This window comes from Ruegeria sp. BHSB172, assembly GCF_059613165.1.
Window position 1 is genome coordinate 57,292 of sequence record NZ_JBXWRZ010000005.1, and the last position, 17,462, is coordinate 74,753.

A 17,462-nucleotide genomic window follows, 5' to 3' on the forward strand; every position below is an offset into this window, starting at 1 on the left:
GTTCAGTCCCTCTCGTCCTTCTCGGCCCTTGTCGCGGCCGCTTGTTTCTCTTGGGCCTCCTGTGCGCTGCGGAGCATGACCTTCACCCCGGCGACGAGACCCAGCAATGTAAACAGCACCAGGAAGATCGGGATCGTCCCGAACAGGCTGTCCAGCCCGTACCCGATGCCAAATCCGATCCCCAGACCGGATACCATCTCGATGACCATCCGCCAGGCCAGTTCGCCCCCGGATATGTCGGCGTCTGCGCGGGCCTGCGGTTGCTTGGCCTTTTTCGCCGCTTCGATCCGCGCCTCAAGCTGCGTCAGGCGCTGCTTTGGGTCGTCATCGGTCACGGGCGGTTTCCTCGCACAGTCTTGGCGCAGTTGCTAAGCGGCACGCGGCGCAGAGTCAACGGCCTTGATGGCCCCAATTGCCGCAGTTCAAGACTTTGTTTTTTCATCACTTTTCGCGTATCTGCCCGTCTTTCCGTCTAAGCATCGGGTCCGCGTCAGCCCCAAAAGCCCTGAATCCGCATATTCAACCAAATGGTTGACCAAACTTTCCCGCTGTGGTTCAGCGGGGTCATGTCCGATGACCTCGATACCGTCTTTGCGGCCCTGGCCGACCCCACGCGGCGCGCAATTCTGGCGATGCTGCTCGAGGATGACATGGCCGTCACCGACGTGGCCGAGCCGTTCGAGATGTCGCTGGCGGCGATCTCGAAACACCTGACGATTCTGACCCGGGCCGGGCTGATCAGCCAGGAGAAGCGCGGCCGGGTGAAATGGTGCAAGCTGGAACCCGACTCCCTGCGCGCGGCCTCGGTCTGGATGCAAGGGTTCGGGCAGTTCGAACCGGTCAATCTGGACGCGTTCGAGCGGTTCCTGGAAAACCAGTTGTCCGCGGGTGACGAGGCCTAGCGCACCACGAAGACCGACATGCTGGCATGTTTGGCTAGGTATCCGGCATGGCTGGACAGGATGAAATCGGTGATCCGCGGCGCATGGGTGCCGACGACGATCAGGTCGGCGCCGATCTCTTCGGCGGTGCGGGCCAGATCGCCATCGACCTCGGCCGCCACGTCCACCGAATGGATATTGCGGAAATCGACCTCGCCGCCGCTGGCCTGGGACAGCTCGTCCGCCAGATCGGACAGATGATCATGGATCGCGCTTTCGGTCTGGGTTGGGTCACCGGGCTGGTTGCTGGTGACACTGACGATGGTGATCCGGGCCCCCTGCCATCGGGCGACTTGGGCCGCAACCTCGGCGGCTTTGCGCACTTCGGGCGGCAAGTGCAGATCGACGGGAAACATGATGTGCTTGAACATGGGACACCTCCTTGACCTTGCAGCAGCCTAGCCGAGCCGCGCGGTCTGCCCCTTGATCTGCCTCAACAGGTAGGCGTCAGCGCGCCACGGGCTGCCGGTCGGCGCGTCGCAGATCGTCGCCCTTCAGCAGCAGCACAAGGGCCAGGATCGTCAGCCCGATTCCCACCAGCACCAAAAGGTCCGGCGCCGGCTGGCCCAGTGCGATCTGCCAGATGATCACCCAGCTTGGCGTCAGGTAGGTATAGGCCATGACCTTGGCCGATGGCAGCAGCAGCGTTGCATATTGCAACAGAACGAAGGTGGCCGCGCTGGCGCAGATGGCGACATAGAGCAGGCCGATCCAGACGATCGCCGGCAGGTTGGCCCAGTCGGTCGCGCGGATGTCGGACCAGCCGAACACCGTCAGCACCGCGCACCCGGCCAACAACGTGCCGAAAGTGAACACGACCGGCGGCTCGCCCCGGTTCAGCTTGCGCACCATGGGCGTATAGATCGCATGGGCCACGCAGCCCCAGAAATAGATGATCTCGCCCTGCCCGATCTCGAAGGCGCGAAAGGCCAGCCAATCGGCGCGGAACACCACCCACAGCGCGCCAACCGCGCCCACGCTCAATGCCAGGGCCATGTGCGGGGTGGTGATCTGACGCAGCAACACCCAACCCGCCACCGCCGACAGGATCGGCGTCAGGGTGAACACCGCCGCCGCGCTGACCGGCGGCGCGGTTTTCAGCCCGTAGAACATCAGCACGAAATAGGCCGAGAACAGCCCGCCCAGCACCAGATACCGCCAAGGCGCGCGCGCCGCGCTGCGCGGCAGGCCGGTCGTCATCAGCGCCGCGATGCCGATCACCACGCCGGCAACCGCGAACCGCGCGGCGTTCAGCGCCGCCGGCGCGATCTCGTTGGCAATCATCGAGCCTAGCGAGAAACTGCCCGCCACCAGCGCCGAGAACACCAGCATGGCCAGATGGCCACGCGCCTGCGGGCTCATGGCAGCCAGTCCTTAGCCTGCTCCTTGAGGAATTTCAGGAAGGTCTGCACCTTGTTGGTGCGGTGCAGATCCACATGGGTCACCAGCCACAGATTTCCGGCCCATTCCGGCAGCGGCTCCATCACCTCCTGCAACTGCGGATGGCGGGCGGCCTCCCAGCGGGCCATGAAGCCGATCCCCGCCCCGGCCAGTACCGCCTCGGCCACGGTGAAGTTGTTGGAGCAGCGGAAGGTGATCGCCTCGGCCGGGACATTGGCGCGCAGCCAGCGCGAAAAGGGTGCGCGGCTGTTCTCGTCATCCGCCCCGACGAAGGCGTGGTTGGGGAAATCCTCGACGCCCGCAGGCAGGCCGCGCCGCGCGATGTAGTCCTGACTGGCATACAGCCCCACCTCTTGCGTCATGAAGGGCTGCACAACATTGTCCGGCTGGTCGGGGGCCGCACCGGCGCGGATGGCCACATGCGCCTCGCCATATTCCAGGCGGAACAGGCGGTCGCCGGTCAGATAGCGCACGATCAGGTCGGGATGGTCCTGCTGGAACGCGGTCAGCGTGGGCACCACCAGCGGCGCCAGCGAGGCGAGCGAAGTCACCACCAGCTCGCCCGAGACATCGTCTCCGCGCCCCTTCAGCCGCCCGACCAGCTGGTTGAACTGATCCTCGGTGGCCTGGGCCACACGCAGCAGATCCTCGCCCGCCTCGGTCGGGGTGTAGCCGCGCGCGTGGCGTTGGAACAGCTTGACCTTCAGCCGGGCCTCGATCGCGTCGATATGGCGGATCACCGTGGCGTGGTGCACCCCCAGAACCTCGGCCGCGCCGCTGACCGTGCCCATACGCGCAACCTGATAGGCGGTGCGGACCTCGTCCCAATTGTCCATGACAAAACCAATTCTGTGCAATTTCCAACAATGCCTGTTGAATTATCCCAGTTTCGTTCGCTCACGCAATACTCATATTGGGTTCAGACGCAAAATCCGAAGCCTGAGAAGGACACACACCATGACAAAGACCATCCTGCACATCGACGCCTCGGCCCGCCGCACCGGCTCGGCCACCCGCGACCTGTCGGCCCGCATCGTCCAGCACCTGGGCGCCAACCGCATCATCCGCCGCGACCTGGCCACCCCCCTGCCCTTGCTGACCGAGGACTGGATCACCGCAAACTTCACCCCCGCCGATCAACGCGACGCCACCCAGCGCGACCTGCTGGCCCTGTCGGACGAGTTGGTCAACGAACTGCAGCAGGCCGACACGGTGGTGATCGGGCTGCCGATCTACAATTTCTCAGTCCCGGCCGCCTTCAAGGCCTGGATCGACCTGGTCGCCCGCGCGGGGCTGACGTTTTCATATACCGAGAACGGCCCCAAGGGCCTGCTGGAGGGCAAGCGCGCCATCCTCGCCATCGCTTCGGGCGGAACCGCCGTGGGGTCCGAGATCGACTTTGCAACCGGATACGCCCGCCATGTTCTGGGCTTCATCGGCATCCACGACGTGGATGTGGTGGCCGCCGACCGCATGGCCCTGGACCCGGAAGCCGCGCTGAGCAACGCGCAGAAAGCCGTCGCCGAACTGGCCGCATGATGCGACCGGGCGCCACTGGTGGCGCCCGGCTTTCCACTCCCCGTCAGGCGCGCTCGGACGGGCGCGCCTTTCAGGGCAGCCAGGTGACCTCGCACCCGATCCGGTCGAAGAAGGCCATCAAGTCGTCGCGCGCCATGGCCACCGTCCGGTCGTTGACCAGCGGATGCATATAGATCACGTCCACGCGCTGCGCCGCGTCGTCCATGAAGAATCGTACACCGTTGCCGACACCGTTGATCATCGCCAGCGGGCTGACCGCGCCGGGACGGATGCCAAGGTTCTGCATCAGCCGATCCGCCGACCCGAAGGTCAGGTTGCCCACCCCCAGTTCGGCGCCCAGCGCCTTGAGGTCGATCTCGCGGCTCTGTTCCAGCGTCACCAGGTAGTTCCGCTTTTTCTTGTCGCGCAGATACAGGTTCTTGAGTCGCAATGCGTTTTCGCCCGGAACCATGAACTGATCCTCGACCGCCTTCGCCTCTTCGACCGTCCGTAGCGGGACGTGGCTGTGCAGGCGATAGGGCAGCCCCCAATCGTCCAACTGCGCCAGCAGTGCATCGGAACTGAGTGGCAATGTGTCCTGAAAGGCGGATGAGGCGTCCATGGTCTTCTCCCGAATATCGCGCCAGTGATGGCCGACGGGGCCAGACGATGCAACCCGGCAGGCGCGGATGGTTGACTCGGGCAGCCAATGGGCCTAAACGCCAACGCAACATCCGGAAGCGTGTGTTCTTCCGGTCCCTTGAGTCGTTCAGGGATCGCCCCCCACCAGCGAGTTTCGCCCGTGGGGGCGTTTGTGCATTGACCCGTCCGCCCCTATCTATGGGGCGCCAACCGACAACCGGCGAAGGAGGCCGAAGGCATGTTTGAAAATCTATCCGAACGCCTCTCTGGCGTCTTTGACCGGCTGACCAAACAGGGCGCCCTGTCCGAGGAAGACGTCAAGACCGCCCTGCGCGAGGTTCGCGTGGCGCTGCTTGAGGCTGACGTTTCGCTGCCGGTGGCGCGTGCGTTCGTCAAGAAGGTGCAGGAACAGGCGACCGGCCAGGCGGTGACCAAGTCGATTACGCCGGGCCAGCAGGTCGTCAAGATCGTGCATGATGCGCTGGTCGATACCCTGCGCGGAGAGGAAGACCCCGGCAAGCTGAAAATCGACAACCCGCCCGCCCCGATCCTGATGGTCGGCCTGCAGGGCTCGGGTAAAACCACCACCACCGGTAAGCTGGCGAAGCGCCTGAAAGAGAAAGAGGGCAAGAAGGTCCTGATGGCCTCGCTGGACGTCTACCGCCCGGCGGCGATGGACCAGCTGGCGGTTCTGGGCACCCAGATCGGGGTGGACACCCTGCCGATCGTGCCGGGGCAGAAGCCGGTTGACATCGCCAAGCGCGCCAAACAGCAGGCCACGCTGGGCGGCTATGACGTCTACATGCTGGATACCGCGGGCCGTCTGCATATCGACGAAGTCCTGATGGACGAGGTCGAGCAGGTCCGCAACGTGGTCGACCCGCGCGAGACCCTGCTGGTGGTTGACGGCCTGACCGGTCAGGTCGCCGTAGAGGTCGCCGAGGAGTTCGACGCCAAGGTCGGCATCACGGGCGTGGTCCTGACCCGGATGGACGGTGACGGCCGCGGCGGCGCGGCGCTGTCGATGCGCGCAGTGACCGGCAAGCCCATCCGCTTCGTCGGTCTGGGCGAGAAGATGGATGCGCTGGAAACCTTCGAGCCCGACCGCATCGCGGGCCGTATTCTGGGCATGGGCGACATCGTGGCCCTGGTCGAAAAAGCCCAGGAGACCATGGAGCTCGAGCAGACCGAGCGCATGATGAAGCGCATGATGAAGGGTCAGTTCAACATGAACGACCTGAAGATGCAGCTGGAACAGATGATCCAGATGGGCGGCATGCAAGGCCTGATGGGCATGATGCCGGGCATGGGCAAGATGGCCAAGCAGATGGATCAGGCCGGGTTGGACGACCGGATCCTGCGCCAGCAGATCGCCATGATCCAGTCGATGACCAAGAAGGAACGCGCCAACCCCGCGCTGCTGCAGGCCAGCCGCAAGAAACGCATCGCGGCCGGTTCGGGCATGGAGGTCAGCGACGTCAACAAGCTGCTCAAGATGCACCGACAGATGTCGGACATGATGAAGAAGATGGGCAAGATGGGCAAAGGCAAGATGCTGAAACAGGCCATGAAGGGCATGTTCGGCAAAGGCGGGCCCAGCCCCGAGGAAATGGCCGCCGGCATGGACCCCAAGGCGCTGGAAGCCGCGGCCAAGGCGATGGGCGGCAAGGTGCCCGGCGGCATGCCCGGCATGGGCGGCGGCATGGCCCTGCCCCCCGGCCTGAGCGGATTCGGAAAGAAGAAGTAAGTGACCGCGCCCGTCGCATATCCCTGGGAGGCTCCGGCCTCCGGCCCCGCTGCCGCCCTGTCGGCGCGGGTGGCGGCGGACTTGCCGCGGCTGGAGACCGCGCGGCTGGTGCTGCGCGCGCCGCGGATCGGGGATTTCGACACCTATGCCGAAATCCTGATGTCGGACCGCGCCGAACACATGGACGGCCCGTTTGACCGGCAGGCGGCCTGGCTGGATTTCTCGCAATACGTCGCGGGCTGGCTGCTGCGTGGCGCGGGAATGTGGGCCATCGAGGACCGTGCAGGCGGTCAGGTGCTGGGCTTCGTGTCGATCGGCATGGAATTCGGCGACCGCGAGCACGAGTTGGGCTATTTGCTGACCGAAGCCGCCGAAGGGCGTGGCATCGCAACCGAAGCGGCCGAAGCCGCCCGCGACTTTGCACTGGGTCCGCAGGCCCTGCCGTCACTGGTCAGCTATGTAGACCACGACAACGCGGCCTCGGCCCGCGTGGCCGAGCGCCTGGGCGCCCAGCGCGATCTGCGGGCCGAGGCCGGGGTCGGCGAGCCGGTTCTGGTCTATCGCCACCTGCCCGGCGACGGCGATGGCGGGATGGAGGCCTACGCATGACGACCGTCGCCATCCCAACCCTTGAGACCAAGCGCCTCATCCTGCGGGCGCCGCATCTGGACGACCTTCCGGCCATGACCGCCTTCTACGCGACCGAGCGCAGCCACATGGTGGGCGGGCCAAGGGATGCGGCAGACTGCTGGAGCGTGCTGGCGAACCGTCTGGGCCACTGGGCACTTCGTGGCTATGGCCTGTGGCACCTGACCGAAAAGGCCAGCGGCGCTTTCGTGGGCTGGACCGGCATGATCGATGTACCGGGCTGGGACGAACCCGAGCTGGGCTGGACCCTCATGGAACAGGCCGAGGGCAAGGGGCTGGGCTTCGAGGCCGCGCAGGCCGCCCGCGACCACGCGGCGCGCCATCAGGGACTGAACGGCGTCATCAGCTATATCGCCCACGCCAATGACCGTTCGCGCGCTCTGGCACAGCGCCTCGGCGCGACCTACGAGCGCGAGGGCGAAGTGCTGGGCAAGTCCGCACAGATCTGGCGGCACCCGAAACTCGACACGTCAACGACCGATCTGAACACCGAAAGGACCGGCCAATGAACAATCCCGTGACGCGGGCCGCGGCCTTGCTGAAAGACCACCGCGAAAGCATCGACCGGCTGGACGCGATCCTGGTCTATACGCTGGCCGAGCGGTTCAAGCACACCCAGGCCGTTGGCAAGCTCAAGGCCGAACACGACCTTCCCCCGTCCGATCCCTCGCGCGAGGCCGCGCAGATCGCACGGCTTGAAGACCTGGCGAAAGAGGCGGATCTGGACCCCGATTTTGCCAAGGCTTTCCTGAATTTCATCATTCAGGAAGTCATTCGACACCACAAGAAACACCAGAAGTGAACCAGAGGTTCAACAAACACCAGAAGTGAACCCGAGGTTCAGCAAACACCAGAAATAGCCGGAGCAATCCGGCCAACGCCATCCAAAGGAGATACCACAATGGCAATGAAAATTCGTCTGGCCCGTGGCGGCTCGAAAAAGCGCCCCTTCTACCGCATCGTTGCAGCGGACAGCCGCATGCCGCGTGACGGCCGCTTCATCGAGAAGCTGGGCACCTACAACCCGCTGCTGCCGAAAGACAGCGAAGAGCGCGTGAAGATGAACATGGAGCGCATCCAGTACTGGCTGGACCAGGGCGCGCAGCCGACCGACCGGATCGCCCGCATGCTGGAAGCCGCCGGCGCCAAGGAGAAGACCGAGCGCAACAACCCCAAGAAGGGCACCCCGGGCAAGAAAGCCCAGGAGCGCGCCGAAGAGAAGGCCGCAAAGGCAGCCGAAGCCGCTGCTCCGGCAGAAGAAGCCGCTGCAGAAGAATAAACAGGCGGGCGCGTGCAGGATCAGGCCTTTACCGACGAATTCCGCACGCAGTTCGATCTGTTGATGCGGCTCCGGCGCGACGTGCGCCGGTTCCGCACCGACGCGGTGGACGAGGCAGTGCTGACGCGCTGCCTCGACGCGTTTCAGCTGGCCCCTTCGGTGGGTCTGAGCGAACCCTGGCGCGTGATCCGCGTCGAAAGCGACGCGGCCCGTACCGCGGCGCTGGAGAATTTCAAGGCCGCCAATGACGCCGCGCTTGCGGGCTATTTCGGCGACCGGGCGCATCTGTACAGCCAGTTGAAGCTATCGGGTATGCAAGAGGCTCCGGTGCAGCTGGCGGTGTTCTGCGATGACGCCACCGACAAGGGCCAGGGGCTGGGCGCGGGCACCATGCCCGAAATGCGCCGCTATTCGGTGGTCTCGGCCGTCACTTTGTTTTGGCTGGCGCTGCGCGCGCATGGGATGGGGTTGGGCTGGGTTTCGATCCTCGATCCCGACCGGCTGGCCCGCGACCTGTCGGTGCCCGACGACTGGCGGCTGATCGGCTATTTCTGCGTGGGCTGGCCCGAGGAAAGCTCGGACACGCCCGAGCTGGAAACTCTGGGCTGGGAGTCCCGCCGCGGCAGCCTGCCGGTGGAAACGCGTTAGGATGCCATGTTCGGATTGATACGCCTTCCCATCCTGTTGCTGATCGCCTTTATTGTGGGCGTGTTCTTTGAACGCAGCAATCAACGCGAAGTCTGCGCCGAAATCGGCCGGTGGATGAACGGAACTTGTGTGACGACGGAAATGCCCAATGACTGATCTGATCTGTGTCGGCAGCATCGCCGGGTCCTTCGGCGTACGCGGCGAGGTCCGCCTGAAAAGCTATTGCGCGGTTCCCGAGGATATTGAGAATTACTCCCCCCTGACCGACGAGACCGGCACCGAGCGCTATCCGCTGATCATCACGCGCGCAATCAAGAACGGGTTTGCCGCGCGCTTGGGCGGGGTCGAGACCAAGGAGCAGGCCGACGCCCTGAAGGGGCTGCGCCTTTTTGCCCGGCGCGATCAGTTGCCGTCGCTGCCGGATGACGAATTCTATCACGCCGACCTGATCGGGCTTGAGGTCTATGACACCGGCGGCACCCTGCTGGGCAAGGTCAAGTCAGTGCAGAACCACGGCGCCGACGACCTGCTGGAACTGCACGGGCCGGGGCTGAAAACCACCGTTCTGCTGCCCTTCACAAAGGCGGCAGTACCCACGGTTGACCTTGAGGCCGGCCGCATCGTCGCCGACCCGCCCGAAGGGCTGCTGTGATGCGGCGCATCCTGCTGCATCTGGGCCTGCACAAGACGGGCACCACGGCGGCCCAGTCGTTTCTGTTCGAAAACCGCGAACTCATCTGGCCACACCACGCGTTGGTGCTGCCCTATGTCACCCGCAAGCGCGGGTTGTCCGAGGCGGCCACCCGCCATTCGCTCTATGGCACGGTGGGCACGCTGGCCGAGTTCGGTTCGCAGTTTCATGCCCTTCTCGACTCGCTGGATTTCGGCGAAAAGCGCGGGCTGGTGCTGAGCGAGGAGAATTTCGCCGGGCTTCGGCCTAGTCGCAATCCGGCGGTGGGCTATGACGCGGCGCCCGAACTGGCGGCCTGCATCGTGGACATGGTGCGCAACCGGCTGGCGGGGGATCCGCTGGACATCACCGTCTATCTGTCGCTGCGCCAGCGCGGCAGTTGGCTGCGCAGCCTGTGGGCGCACGACCTGCAGCGCACCCGGCTGGTTCTGGATTTCGACGCCTTCCGCGACAAGCTGGCCGACCTGCCCTCGCCCCAGCAAACCGCCGAGGCGATCCGTGACCGGCTGCCGTCGGTCCGTGTGCAGACGGAATGGCTGGAAGAACTGCGCGAGCGCCCGTTCGGCCCCGGCACGCCCTTCGCCGAATTCCTGAACCTGCCGCGCGAAAATGCCGCGCAGCTGATCACGCCGACCCGGTCCAACCCCGCCCTGCCCGAGGCCACGTTGAAGGCGATGCTGGATCTGAACCGATCGGGGCTGGACGAGGCGGCGCTGGTCCGGCAGAAGGCCCGCATCGTCGAAGACGCCCGGAACAGCCTGACCCCTCAGCCATGACGGACAAACCCGCCAAATCCCACGGCCGCAAGGCCATCCGCCCCACCCTGAAGCCGCGCGAGCTGTTGACGCCCACGCCGGACCTGCACGGCGTGTGGAAGGCCAAGGTGATCACGCTGTTCCCTTCGGCCTTTCCCGGTGTTCTGGGCGAAAGCCTGACCGGCAAGGCCCTGCAAGACGGGCTTTGGCAACTGGAAACCGTCGATTTGCGACAGTTCGGCATCGGCAAGCATTGCAATGTCGACGACACGCCCGCAGGCGGCGGCGCCGGCATGGTGCTGCGGGCCGACGTGCTGGGCGCGGCGATCGAACACACGATGGACGGCGTGCGGGGCAACTGGCCGTTGGTCTATCTCAGCCCGCGCGGCCGCCGGATGGACCAGCGCATGATGCAGAATTTCGCCCGCTGCGACGGCCTGACCCTGCTGTGCGGCCGGTTCGAAGGCGTGGATGAACGGGTGCTGGAGCACTACGGCATCCAAGAGGTCTCGCTGGGCGATTTCGTGATGACCGGCGGCGAGATCGCCGCGCAGGCGCTGATCGACGCCACCGTCCGGCTGCTTCCCGGCGTTCTGGGCAACCAGGCCTCGGCCGAGGAGGAGAGCTTTGCCTCGGGGCTGCTGGAACACCCGCAGTATACCCGCCCGGCCGAATGGAAAGGCCGCCCGATCCCCGACGTCCTGATGTCGGGCCATCACGGCCGCATCGCCGAATGGCGGCAGCAGATGTCGGAACAGATCACCCGCGAACGCCGCCCCGATCTTTGGGCCTCCTATCGCAAAAAACAGGGCGAGGACTAGGGCCTGCCGGCCTTCCACCGCGCCCACAGATCGGGCGAGCCGTTGAAGGCGTTGATGTCCACCCGCCCCTGCACGCCCGGTACAAGCCCGGTGCCCGTGTACTGCCAGAACCGCCAGACCGCCCGGGGATAGACATTGCGCGGATGCCCCGCGACCGAGCGCAGCCAGAACTCGGTCTTGGGCAGTCGGCCAATGCTAGTGTCCGCGTAGAAATCGACCGTGGTGTAGACGATCGGCCGGCGGCCGTAGTGACGTTCGAGGATATCAAGGAACCGCTGCGCCTCGGCCCGGACGGTCTTGCCGTCGGGGCGCAAAGTGCAGGTTTTCGAATGCGGCGTCCACTCCATGTCGAGCACATGCGGCAGGTCGGCCCCACGCGGCACGTTGCGGATGAACCATCGGGCCTGCTCGGCCGCCGGACGACAGAAATAGTAGTAGTGATAGGCGCCCCAGGGCACACCCGCCGCCGCCGCGCCGCTGCTGTGGTTTTCGAACATCGGGTCGGCCACGTCGCCGCCCTCGGTCGCCTTGATGAAGACAAAGCTGATGCCCGCGGCCTTGGCTTGGCGCCAGTCGATCTGGCCCTGCCAGCGCGACACGTCCAGCCCGTGAACGGGATAATGCTCTGGTCGGCGGCGGTCCCAGTCATGCGGATCGGCATCGGCAAAGGCTGGATACAGGGCCTGCGGCGCCGAGCGGTCGTACCCGGCCGGCAGGTCGGTCACCTGCGGCGCGGGCGTGCGGCGTCCGCAAGACAGCAGCAACAGGCCGATGGCCACACCGAGTATGACTTTGCGCATCCTATCGTCCTGCCTCAGATAACGTTGCCCGATTATCACCAGCATGCCTGAGTGCCCGAATATCGCAACATTTGCGTTCCACGGCGGCGGATTTTCACCGCTGCGCCAGTTAAACCCGGTGAATCGGGCTTGATCTACCTCCGCGAATTGCCTAAACGGGCGCAATCCGGTGGCGCCCTGCGGCGACTCCGGTGTTTTGGTTTGTGTCGCAGGATCGCACCCGGCTTTCTTCGGATCGGGGAAGCTGCACACGAAACCGCACGAAAGGAACAGTCGACCTGATCTCTGGCGGGCTGCGCAAGCGGGACCCGGGGAAGACCAAGAGCTCTCGGGCCGTGCCAACTTCGTGGACCAACCACGAGCAGATAGGAGTACCTGCGATGGACCTGATCGCACAGCTTGAGGCGGAACAGATTGCCGCCCTGGGGAAAGAGATCCCCGATTTCAAAGCCGGTGACACCATCCGTGTCGGCTACAAGGTGACCGAAGGCTCGCGCACCCGCGTGCAAAACTACGAAGGCGTCTGCATCGCGCGCAAGAACGGCAATGGCATTGCCGGTTCGTTCACCGTCCGCAAGATTTCGTTCGGCGAAGGCGTGGAACGCGTGTTCCCGCTGTATTCGACCAACATCGACAGCATCACCGTTGTCCGCCGCGGCCGCGTCCGCCGCGCCAAACTGTACTACCTGCGCTCGCGCCGCGGCAAATCGGCCCGGATCGCAGAGGTCACCAACTACAAGCCCAAGGCTGACGCCGAGGCCGAAGCGTAAGGAGCGGACCCATGAAAAAAGACATCCACCCCGATTACCACATCATCGACGTCAAGATGACCGACGGCACCGTGGTTCAGATGAAATCCACCTGGGGCGCCGAGGGCGACCAGCTGGCCCTGGAAATCGACCCGTCCTCGCACCCGGCTTGGACCGGCGGTTCGTCGCGCTTGATGGACGCGGGCGGCCGTGTGTCGAAATTCAAGAAGAAATACGAAGGTCTGGGCTTCTGATCCCACGCTATCGCGTTTCAAGGCCGTCCCGTCGGGACGGCCTTTTTTATTTGTATGGCTCAATTGTCGGGCACGTCTAGATCGAACACGATGATCCCCTCGGCTCCATTCTCGCACAATGCACACAGTTGGCCGCCCAATTGCCGATGCACCGGATGTTCTGCATAGACACGCAGCGCCTCGGCATCGGCAAACCGGATCACGAAGCCGTCGCGCCAGGCCTGCGACTTGCCCTCGAAATCGCGGTTGGGGCCATAGTCGAACCCAATCGCGCCGGCCAACTCGGCGCACAAATCCGAGAGCCCTTGCACCACATCCCGCCGCGCCTGCTGCGGCGCGTCGGTGCGAAAGGTGAAGAAAACGCAGTGCAGGATCATCGGCCGTCCCTTTCTCTGACGCGCGGGTGGTCGGGTCGTCTTTGGTGGTCCAAGGCGTCCGCCCCCAAATGACAGTGCCTGATCTTGACGCAGGAAGCCGATTCGACCGCTTTCCTTTGGCGCACACACAACATATAGTGGCTGCAAACAACGTGTAGTCAAACACGACGGAACCGGGGAACACTGGCATGGCACATATCATCGTGGTGGGGAACGAAAAGGGCGGCGCAGGCAAATCGACCGTCTCCATGCATGTTGCCACCGCGCTGGCGCGGCTGGGACACAAGGTCAGCACGCTGGATCTGGATCTGCGGCAGCGCAGCCTGGGCCGGTATTTCGAGAACCGGCGCAATTTCATGGCCAACGAGCATCTGGACCTGCCCAGCCCGCGCCACCACGACCTGCCCGAGATCGACGCAAGCAAGCTCAAACCCGGCGAGAATATTTATGACCACCGCCTGTCCGCCGCCGTGGCCGAGCTGGAAAGCGACAGCGATTTCATCCTGATCGACTGCCCCGGGTCACACACAAGGCTTAGCCAGGTGGCCCATTCGCTGGCCGACACGCTGATCACGCCGCTGAACGACAGTTTCATTGATTTCGACCTTCTGGCGCGGATCGACTCGAAGGGCGAAAAGATCCTCGGCCCCTCGGTCTATTCCGAGATGGTGTGGAACGCCCGGCAACTTCGGGCGCAGGCAGGGCTGAAGCCCATAGACTGGGTCGTGGTGCGCAACCGCGTGGGCACCCAGCGCATGGTCAACAAGGAAAAGATGCAGCGCGCCATCGAGATGCTGTCGAAACGGATCGGCTTCCGCGTTGCCTCGGGCTTTTCCGAGCGTGTGATCTTTCGCGAACTGTTCCCGCGTGGGCTGACTCTGCTGGACCTCAAGGATGTCGGGGTGAAACAGCTCAACATCTCGAATATCGCCGCCCGGCAGGAGCTGCGCGACATGATGCGCGAACTGAACCTGCCAGGGGTCGAGATCGATTTCTAAGCCGTCGGCGCGTAGATCGTGAACAGCTCTTTGGGCTCGGGAACGCCGCGCAGCATGTAGCGCCCGACCGAAATCAGTTCCTGTTCGCAGGGCTGAGCGGCGCGGGCAACGTCATCCGATATCAAGATACGCCGGTCCAGCGACCGGTGCATGCCTGCGATGCGCGCAGCCTGGTTCACCGCCGGTCCGATCACGGTGAAATCCAGCCGGCTTTCAGCGCCGATATTGCCATACAGGATTTCGCCCGAATGCAGGGCAAGGGTGAAATTGGCGATCGGTAAGCCGGCGGCGGCCCGTTCCGCGTTGAGCACCGCAACGCGCTCTTGCAGAACAGTCACAGCGGCCAGCGCGGCGCGGGCGTCCTCGTCAATCTCGCCCACGTCGAACATGGCCATCAGACCGTCGCCCATGAATTTCAGGATATTGCCGCCACAGCCCTGAACGACCTCGACCGCCACGGCCAGATAGTCGTTCAGCATTGCGATGATGTCCGACCCGGGAAGGCGTTCGGCGAGGCCGGTAAAGCCCTCGAGGTCGAAATTCCAGATCACGGCGTCGATCTGCTGCAACGATCCGCGCCGGATTTCCCCCGACAACACGCGCCGACCCGCATCCCCCCCCAAATAGACGCGCAGCAGATCCTGCGCCATTTTTCGGTTCGAGGCCGATTTTAAGGCCAGCCCCAGATGCGGCAGGGCATATCGGATCAGATCCAGGTGAATTTCCTCGAACCCCTCGGCATGGTCCGTCGTCCAGGACATCAGAACGCCCTCGGGCATCTGGTCCAGGGCAATCCGGTTTTCGGGCTCGACCTTCTGCAGAACCAGACCGGATGCAAAGTAATCGGTGGCGCCTTTCTGGTGCAGTTCGTTCAGAAACGGAAATCGGCTGGGTTCGTTCTGATCTTTCAACCTTTCACGCAGCTCCTTCGCCCCGCTCTGCAGCATCGCGTAGAGCGGGCTTGAAACCCACTGATCGGGCAATTCCTCGCGGTGCTCGTAATTCTCGACGCTGCCCCCTTCGTCACGGTACCAGTTGAAGCCGGTGCCGCCATAAATGGGGTGATAGGCGCTCTGGGCGGCGTGAAACCGCATAAGGGGAACGCCCGCATCCACAAGCCGCAGGCAATAGCCTTCGAGTATTTCCGACTGTTCGGCCCCTTCCAGCCCCCGGTCCAGCAACCATCCAATCAGGTCATCGGCGCGGGCTTTGGGGTCGGTGGATGGCATCTTGGGGCTCCGTCTGGTCTGACCCCCCACTTGGGGGTTGCGGGGCCAGAATACCAGAGGTCAGTCCATCCCGGCCAGCCGCCGCAGCATCATCCGCAACAGCGCCGCCTCGCCCGTGGTGAACATGCCCGCCAGCCGGGCGTCATAGTCGCGGGCGATGTCGCGCAATTCGCGGTACACTGCCAGACCGGCGGGGGTCAGGGTCAGCCGCTCCATCCGGCGGTCGTTTTCGTCGCGGGTGCGCCGCAGGTATCGGCGCTGTTCCAGCTTATGCACCGCGCGGCTGATCTTGGTCTTGTGCATCTTGGCACGTTCCCCGATCTGCTTGGCGGTCATCTCTCCGTAATTGCCCAGGTGGAACAACACGCGCCATTCGGTGCGCAGCATCCCATAGCGGTTCTTGTAGACCTTCTGAAAATCCAACGAGCTTTCCTCGGCCGCCTGGTTGAGCAGGAAGGGCAGGAAATTTCGCAGGTCGAAGTCATCTTTTTCGGCGGAATCTGGCTGTGTCATGCTTGTTAGTTACAAAATCAACTATTATCCGACAAGCAGCAAACGGAGGAACCCCGATGAATCGTCCGACTGACCCGCACGCTCTGACCCAAGCCAGCACGCCCGTTGGCACCCATGCAGGCTATATGCCCGGCTTTGGAAATGACTTTGAAACCGAGGCGCTGCCGGGCGCACTACCGCAGGGCATGAACAGCCCGCAGAAATGCAACTATGGCCTTTACGGCGAACAGCTCAGCGGCACCGCCTTCACCGCCAACCCGCCCGAGCGCACCTGGTGCTATCGCATCCGGCCGTCGGTCAAGCATTCGCACCGCTATGAAAAGATCGACCTGCCGTATTGGAAAAGCGCCCCGAATGTCGATCCGGACGTGATCAGCCTGGGCCAGTACCGCTGGGACGCGGTGCCCCATTCCGACCAACCGCTGACCTGGCTGACTGGCATGCGCACCATGACCACCGCCGGGGACGTGAACACCCAGGTCGGCATGGCAAGCCATATCTATCTGGTCACCGAATCGATGGTGGACGACTATTTCTTCTCGGCCGATTCCGAGCTGCTAGTGGTGCCGCAGGAAGGCCGGCTGCGCTTTGCGACCGAGCTGGGCATCATCGACCTCGAACCCAAGGAGATCGCCATCATCCCGCGCGGACTGGTGTACCGGGTCGAGGTGCTGGAAGGCCCCTGCCGAGGCTTCGTCTGCGAGAACTACGGCCAGAAATTCGAGCTGCCGGGCCGCGGCCCGATCGGCGCCAACTGCATGGCCAATCCGCGTGACTTCAAGGCGCCCGTGGCCGCGTTCGAAGACCGCGAAGTGCCCTCGACCGTGACGATCAAGTGGTGCGGCCAGTTCCACACCACCAAGATCGGCCACAGCCCGCTGGACGTGGTGGCTTGGCACGGCAACTACGCGCCGTACAAATACGACCTGCGCACCTATTGCCCGGTCGGAGCCATCCTGTTCGACCACCCCGATCCGTCAATCTTTACCGTGCTGACCGCGCCTTCGGGCGTACCGGGCACGGCCAATATCGATTTCGTCCTGTTCCGCGAACGCTGGATGGTGATGGAGGACACGTTCCGCCCGCCGTGGTACCACAAGAACATCATGTCCGAGCTGATGGGCAATATCTATGGCCAGTACGACGCCAAGCCGCAGGGCTTCGTGCCGGGCGGGATGAGCCTGCACAACATGATGATCCCGCATGGACCCGACAAGGAAGCCTTTGAAAAGGCGTCCAACGCCAATCTGGGGCCGGACAAGCTGGACAACACCATGTCCTTCATGTTCGAGACTCGCTTTCCGCAGCATCTGACCGCCTTTGCCGCGAACGAGGCGCCGCTGCAGGATGACTACATCGATTGCTGGACGGATCTGGAAAAGAAATTCGACGGCACGCCCGGCAAGAAATGACACCGGTGGCCCCACGGCCACTGCACCGCACAAGGAAAC

25 protein-coding genes are annotated in these 17,462 nt (G+C 64.0%); 16 read left to right on the forward strand and 9 right to left on the reverse strand.

Annotated features, from left to right (window positions below):
- Window positions 1–2 precede the first annotated feature (2 nt).
- A complete protein-coding gene (locus AC2FM3_RS04375) occupies window positions 3–335 on the reverse strand; it encodes an AtpZ/AtpI family protein (RefSeq protein ID WP_490359927.1) in 333 nt (110 codons plus the stop codon).
- 231 nt (window positions 336–566) lie between these two features.
- Between AC2FM3_RS04375 and AC2FM3_RS04380 the strand changes: the two genes are divergently transcribed.
- A complete protein-coding gene (locus tag AC2FM3_RS04380) occupies window positions 567–902 on the forward strand; it encodes an ArsR/SmtB family transcription factor (protein ID WP_496679344.1) in 336 nt (111 codons plus the stop codon).
- Here AC2FM3_RS04380 and AC2FM3_RS04385 read toward each other — a convergent pair.
- The 3 genes from AC2FM3_RS04385 to AC2FM3_RS04395 form a co-directional block, all read right to left on the reverse strand.
- Entirely contained in the window at window positions 899–1,312 is a 414-nt protein-coding gene (locus AC2FM3_RS04385) for a universal stress protein (RefSeq protein WP_496679346.1), read from the reverse strand. The genes AC2FM3_RS04380 and AC2FM3_RS04385 overlap by 4 nt on opposite strands.
- A gap of 76 nt (window positions 1,313–1,388) precedes the next feature.
- Window positions 1,389–2,303, reverse strand: a complete 915-nt coding sequence (locus AC2FM3_RS04390) for a DMT family transporter (protein WP_496679347.1) — start codon at window positions 2,301–2,303, stop codon at window positions 1,389–1,391.
- Complete coding sequence (locus AC2FM3_RS04395; protein ID WP_170367906.1) at window positions 2,300–3,178, reverse strand: LysR family transcriptional regulator; 879 nt, start codon at window positions 3,176–3,178, stop codon at window positions 2,300–2,302. The genes AC2FM3_RS04390 and AC2FM3_RS04395 overlap by 4 nt, the downstream gene beginning before the upstream one ends.
- Window positions 3,179–3,299: 121 nt before the next feature.
- On the opposite strand from AC2FM3_RS04395, the gene AC2FM3_RS04400 reads away from it, so the two are divergent.
- A complete protein-coding gene (locus AC2FM3_RS04400; protein ID WP_496679349.1) occupies window positions 3,300–3,881 on the forward strand; it encodes an FMN-dependent NADH-azoreductase in 582 nt (193 codons plus the stop codon).
- A 70-nt stretch (window positions 3,882–3,951) separates the two neighbouring features.
- Here the strand turns inward: AC2FM3_RS04400 and AC2FM3_RS04405 are convergent, their stop codons facing one another.
- A complete protein-coding gene (locus AC2FM3_RS04405; protein WP_496679350.1) occupies window positions 3,952–4,482 on the reverse strand; it encodes a prolyl-tRNA synthetase associated domain-containing protein in 531 nt (176 codons plus the stop codon).
- A 258-nt stretch (window positions 4,483–4,740) separates the two neighbouring features.
- Between AC2FM3_RS04405 and ffh the strand changes: the two genes are divergently transcribed.
- The 10 genes from ffh (at window position 4,741) to trmD (ending at window position 11,091) form a co-directional block, all read left to right on the forward strand.
- Window positions 4,741–6,249, forward strand: coding sequence for a signal recognition particle protein (gene ffh, locus AC2FM3_RS04410; RefSeq protein ID WP_496679352.1), 1,509 nt, complete (start codon window positions 4,741–4,743; stop codon window positions 6,247–6,249).
- A complete protein-coding gene (locus tag AC2FM3_RS04415) occupies window positions 6,250–6,858 on the forward strand; it encodes a GNAT family N-acetyltransferase (RefSeq protein ID WP_496679354.1) in 609 nt (202 codons plus the stop codon).
- Complete coding sequence (locus tag AC2FM3_RS04420; RefSeq protein ID WP_496679356.1) at window positions 6,855–7,406, forward strand: GNAT family N-acetyltransferase; 552 nt, start codon at window positions 6,855–6,857, stop codon at window positions 7,404–7,406. Before AC2FM3_RS04415 ends, AC2FM3_RS04420 begins: the two co-directional genes overlap by 4 nt.
- Window positions 7,403–7,699, forward strand: a complete 297-nt coding sequence (locus AC2FM3_RS04425) for a chorismate mutase (protein ID WP_005981236.1) — start codon at window positions 7,403–7,405, stop codon at window positions 7,697–7,699. The genes AC2FM3_RS04420 and AC2FM3_RS04425 overlap by 4 nt, the downstream gene beginning before the upstream one ends.
- Before the next feature lie 99 nt (window positions 7,700–7,798).
- The gene (rpsP, locus tag AC2FM3_RS04430; protein ID WP_496679359.1) at window positions 7,799–8,176 is read left to right on the forward strand and encodes a 30S ribosomal protein S16; all 378 of its coding nucleotides are present in this window, start codon (window positions 7,799–7,801) and stop codon (window positions 8,174–8,176) included.
- A 12-nt stretch (window positions 8,177–8,188) separates the two neighbouring features.
- A complete protein-coding gene (gene bluB / locus AC2FM3_RS04435) occupies window positions 8,189–8,824 on the forward strand; it encodes a 5,6-dimethylbenzimidazole synthase (RefSeq protein WP_496679362.1) in 636 nt (211 codons plus the stop codon).
- Window positions 8,825–8,830: 6 nt separating this feature from the next.
- On the forward strand, window positions 8,831–8,980 hold the full coding sequence (locus AC2FM3_RS04440; RefSeq protein WP_496679363.1) for a hypothetical protein: 150 nt from the start codon (window positions 8,831–8,833) through the stop codon (window positions 8,978–8,980).
- Entirely contained in the window at window positions 8,973–9,476 is a 504-nt protein-coding gene (gene rimM / locus AC2FM3_RS04445) for a ribosome maturation factor RimM (protein WP_496679364.1), read from the forward strand. The genes AC2FM3_RS04440 and rimM overlap by 8 nt, the downstream gene beginning before the upstream one ends.
- A complete protein-coding gene (locus AC2FM3_RS04450; RefSeq protein WP_496679365.1) occupies window positions 9,476–10,291 on the forward strand; it encodes a hypothetical protein in 816 nt (271 codons plus the stop codon). The genes rimM and AC2FM3_RS04450 overlap by 1 nt, the downstream gene beginning before the upstream one ends.
- The gene (gene trmD, locus AC2FM3_RS04455; protein WP_496679368.1) at window positions 10,288–11,091 is read left to right on the forward strand and encodes a tRNA (guanosine(37)-N1)-methyltransferase TrmD; all 804 of its coding nucleotides are present in this window, start codon (window positions 10,288–10,290) and stop codon (window positions 11,089–11,091) included. The genes AC2FM3_RS04450 and trmD overlap by 4 nt, the downstream gene beginning before the upstream one ends.
- On the opposite strand, the gene AC2FM3_RS04460 is transcribed toward trmD, so the two are convergent.
- Window positions 11,088–11,891 (reverse strand): glycoside hydrolase family 25 protein, encoded by an 804-nt coding sequence (locus AC2FM3_RS04460; RefSeq protein ID WP_496679369.1) that lies wholly within the window; start codon window positions 11,889–11,891, stop codon window positions 11,088–11,090. The two genes, trmD and AC2FM3_RS04460, sit on opposite strands and share 4 nt — an antisense overlap.
- A gap of 380 nt (window positions 11,892–12,271) precedes the next feature.
- On the opposite strand from AC2FM3_RS04460, the gene rplS reads away from it, so the two are divergent.
- On the forward strand, window positions 12,272–12,661 hold the full coding sequence (rplS, locus tag AC2FM3_RS04465) for a 50S ribosomal protein L19 (protein ID WP_496679371.1): 390 nt from the start codon (window positions 12,272–12,274) through the stop codon (window positions 12,659–12,661).
- An 11-nt stretch (window positions 12,662–12,672) separates the two neighbouring features.
- Window positions 12,673–12,894: a 50S ribosomal protein L31 gene (gene rpmE, locus AC2FM3_RS04470; protein ID WP_496679373.1), complete on the forward strand. Its 222-nt coding sequence runs from the start codon at window positions 12,673–12,675 to the stop codon at window positions 12,892–12,894.
- Between the two features lie 59 nt (window positions 12,895–12,953).
- Here rpmE and AC2FM3_RS04475 read toward each other — a convergent pair whose 3' ends face one another.
- Complete coding sequence (locus AC2FM3_RS04475) at window positions 12,954–13,271, reverse strand: Dabb family protein (RefSeq protein ID WP_496679374.1); 318 nt, start codon at window positions 13,269–13,271, stop codon at window positions 12,954–12,956.
- Window positions 13,272–13,459: 188 nt separating this feature from the next.
- On the opposite strand from AC2FM3_RS04475, the gene AC2FM3_RS04480 reads away from it, so the two are divergent.
- On the forward strand, window positions 13,460–14,269 hold the full coding sequence (locus AC2FM3_RS04480) for a division plane positioning ATPase MipZ (RefSeq protein WP_496679377.1): 810 nt from the start codon (window positions 13,460–13,462) through the stop codon (window positions 14,267–14,269).
- Here the strand turns inward: AC2FM3_RS04480 and AC2FM3_RS04485 are convergent.
- Together AC2FM3_RS04485 and AC2FM3_RS04490 are read right to left on the reverse strand one after the other, a co-directional pair.
- On the reverse strand, window positions 14,266–15,498 hold the full coding sequence (locus AC2FM3_RS04485; RefSeq protein ID WP_496679378.1) for an adenylate/guanylate cyclase domain-containing protein: 1,233 nt from the start codon (window positions 15,496–15,498) through the stop codon (window positions 14,266–14,268). The two genes, AC2FM3_RS04480 and AC2FM3_RS04485, sit on opposite strands and share 4 nt — an antisense overlap.
- A 60-nt stretch (window positions 15,499–15,558) precedes the next feature.
- On the reverse strand, window positions 15,559–16,011 hold the full coding sequence (locus AC2FM3_RS04490; RefSeq protein ID WP_496679380.1) for a MarR family winged helix-turn-helix transcriptional regulator: 453 nt from the start codon (window positions 16,009–16,011) through the stop codon (window positions 15,559–15,561).
- A 56-nt stretch (window positions 16,012–16,067) separates the two neighbouring features.
- Between AC2FM3_RS04490 and hmgA the strand changes: the two genes are divergently transcribed.
- The gene (gene hmgA / locus AC2FM3_RS04495) at window positions 16,068–17,423 is read left to right on the forward strand and encodes a homogentisate 1,2-dioxygenase (RefSeq protein WP_149776335.1); all 1,356 of its coding nucleotides are present in this window, start codon (window positions 16,068–16,070) and stop codon (window positions 17,421–17,423) included.
- Window positions 17,424–17,462: the final 39 nt, after the last annotated feature.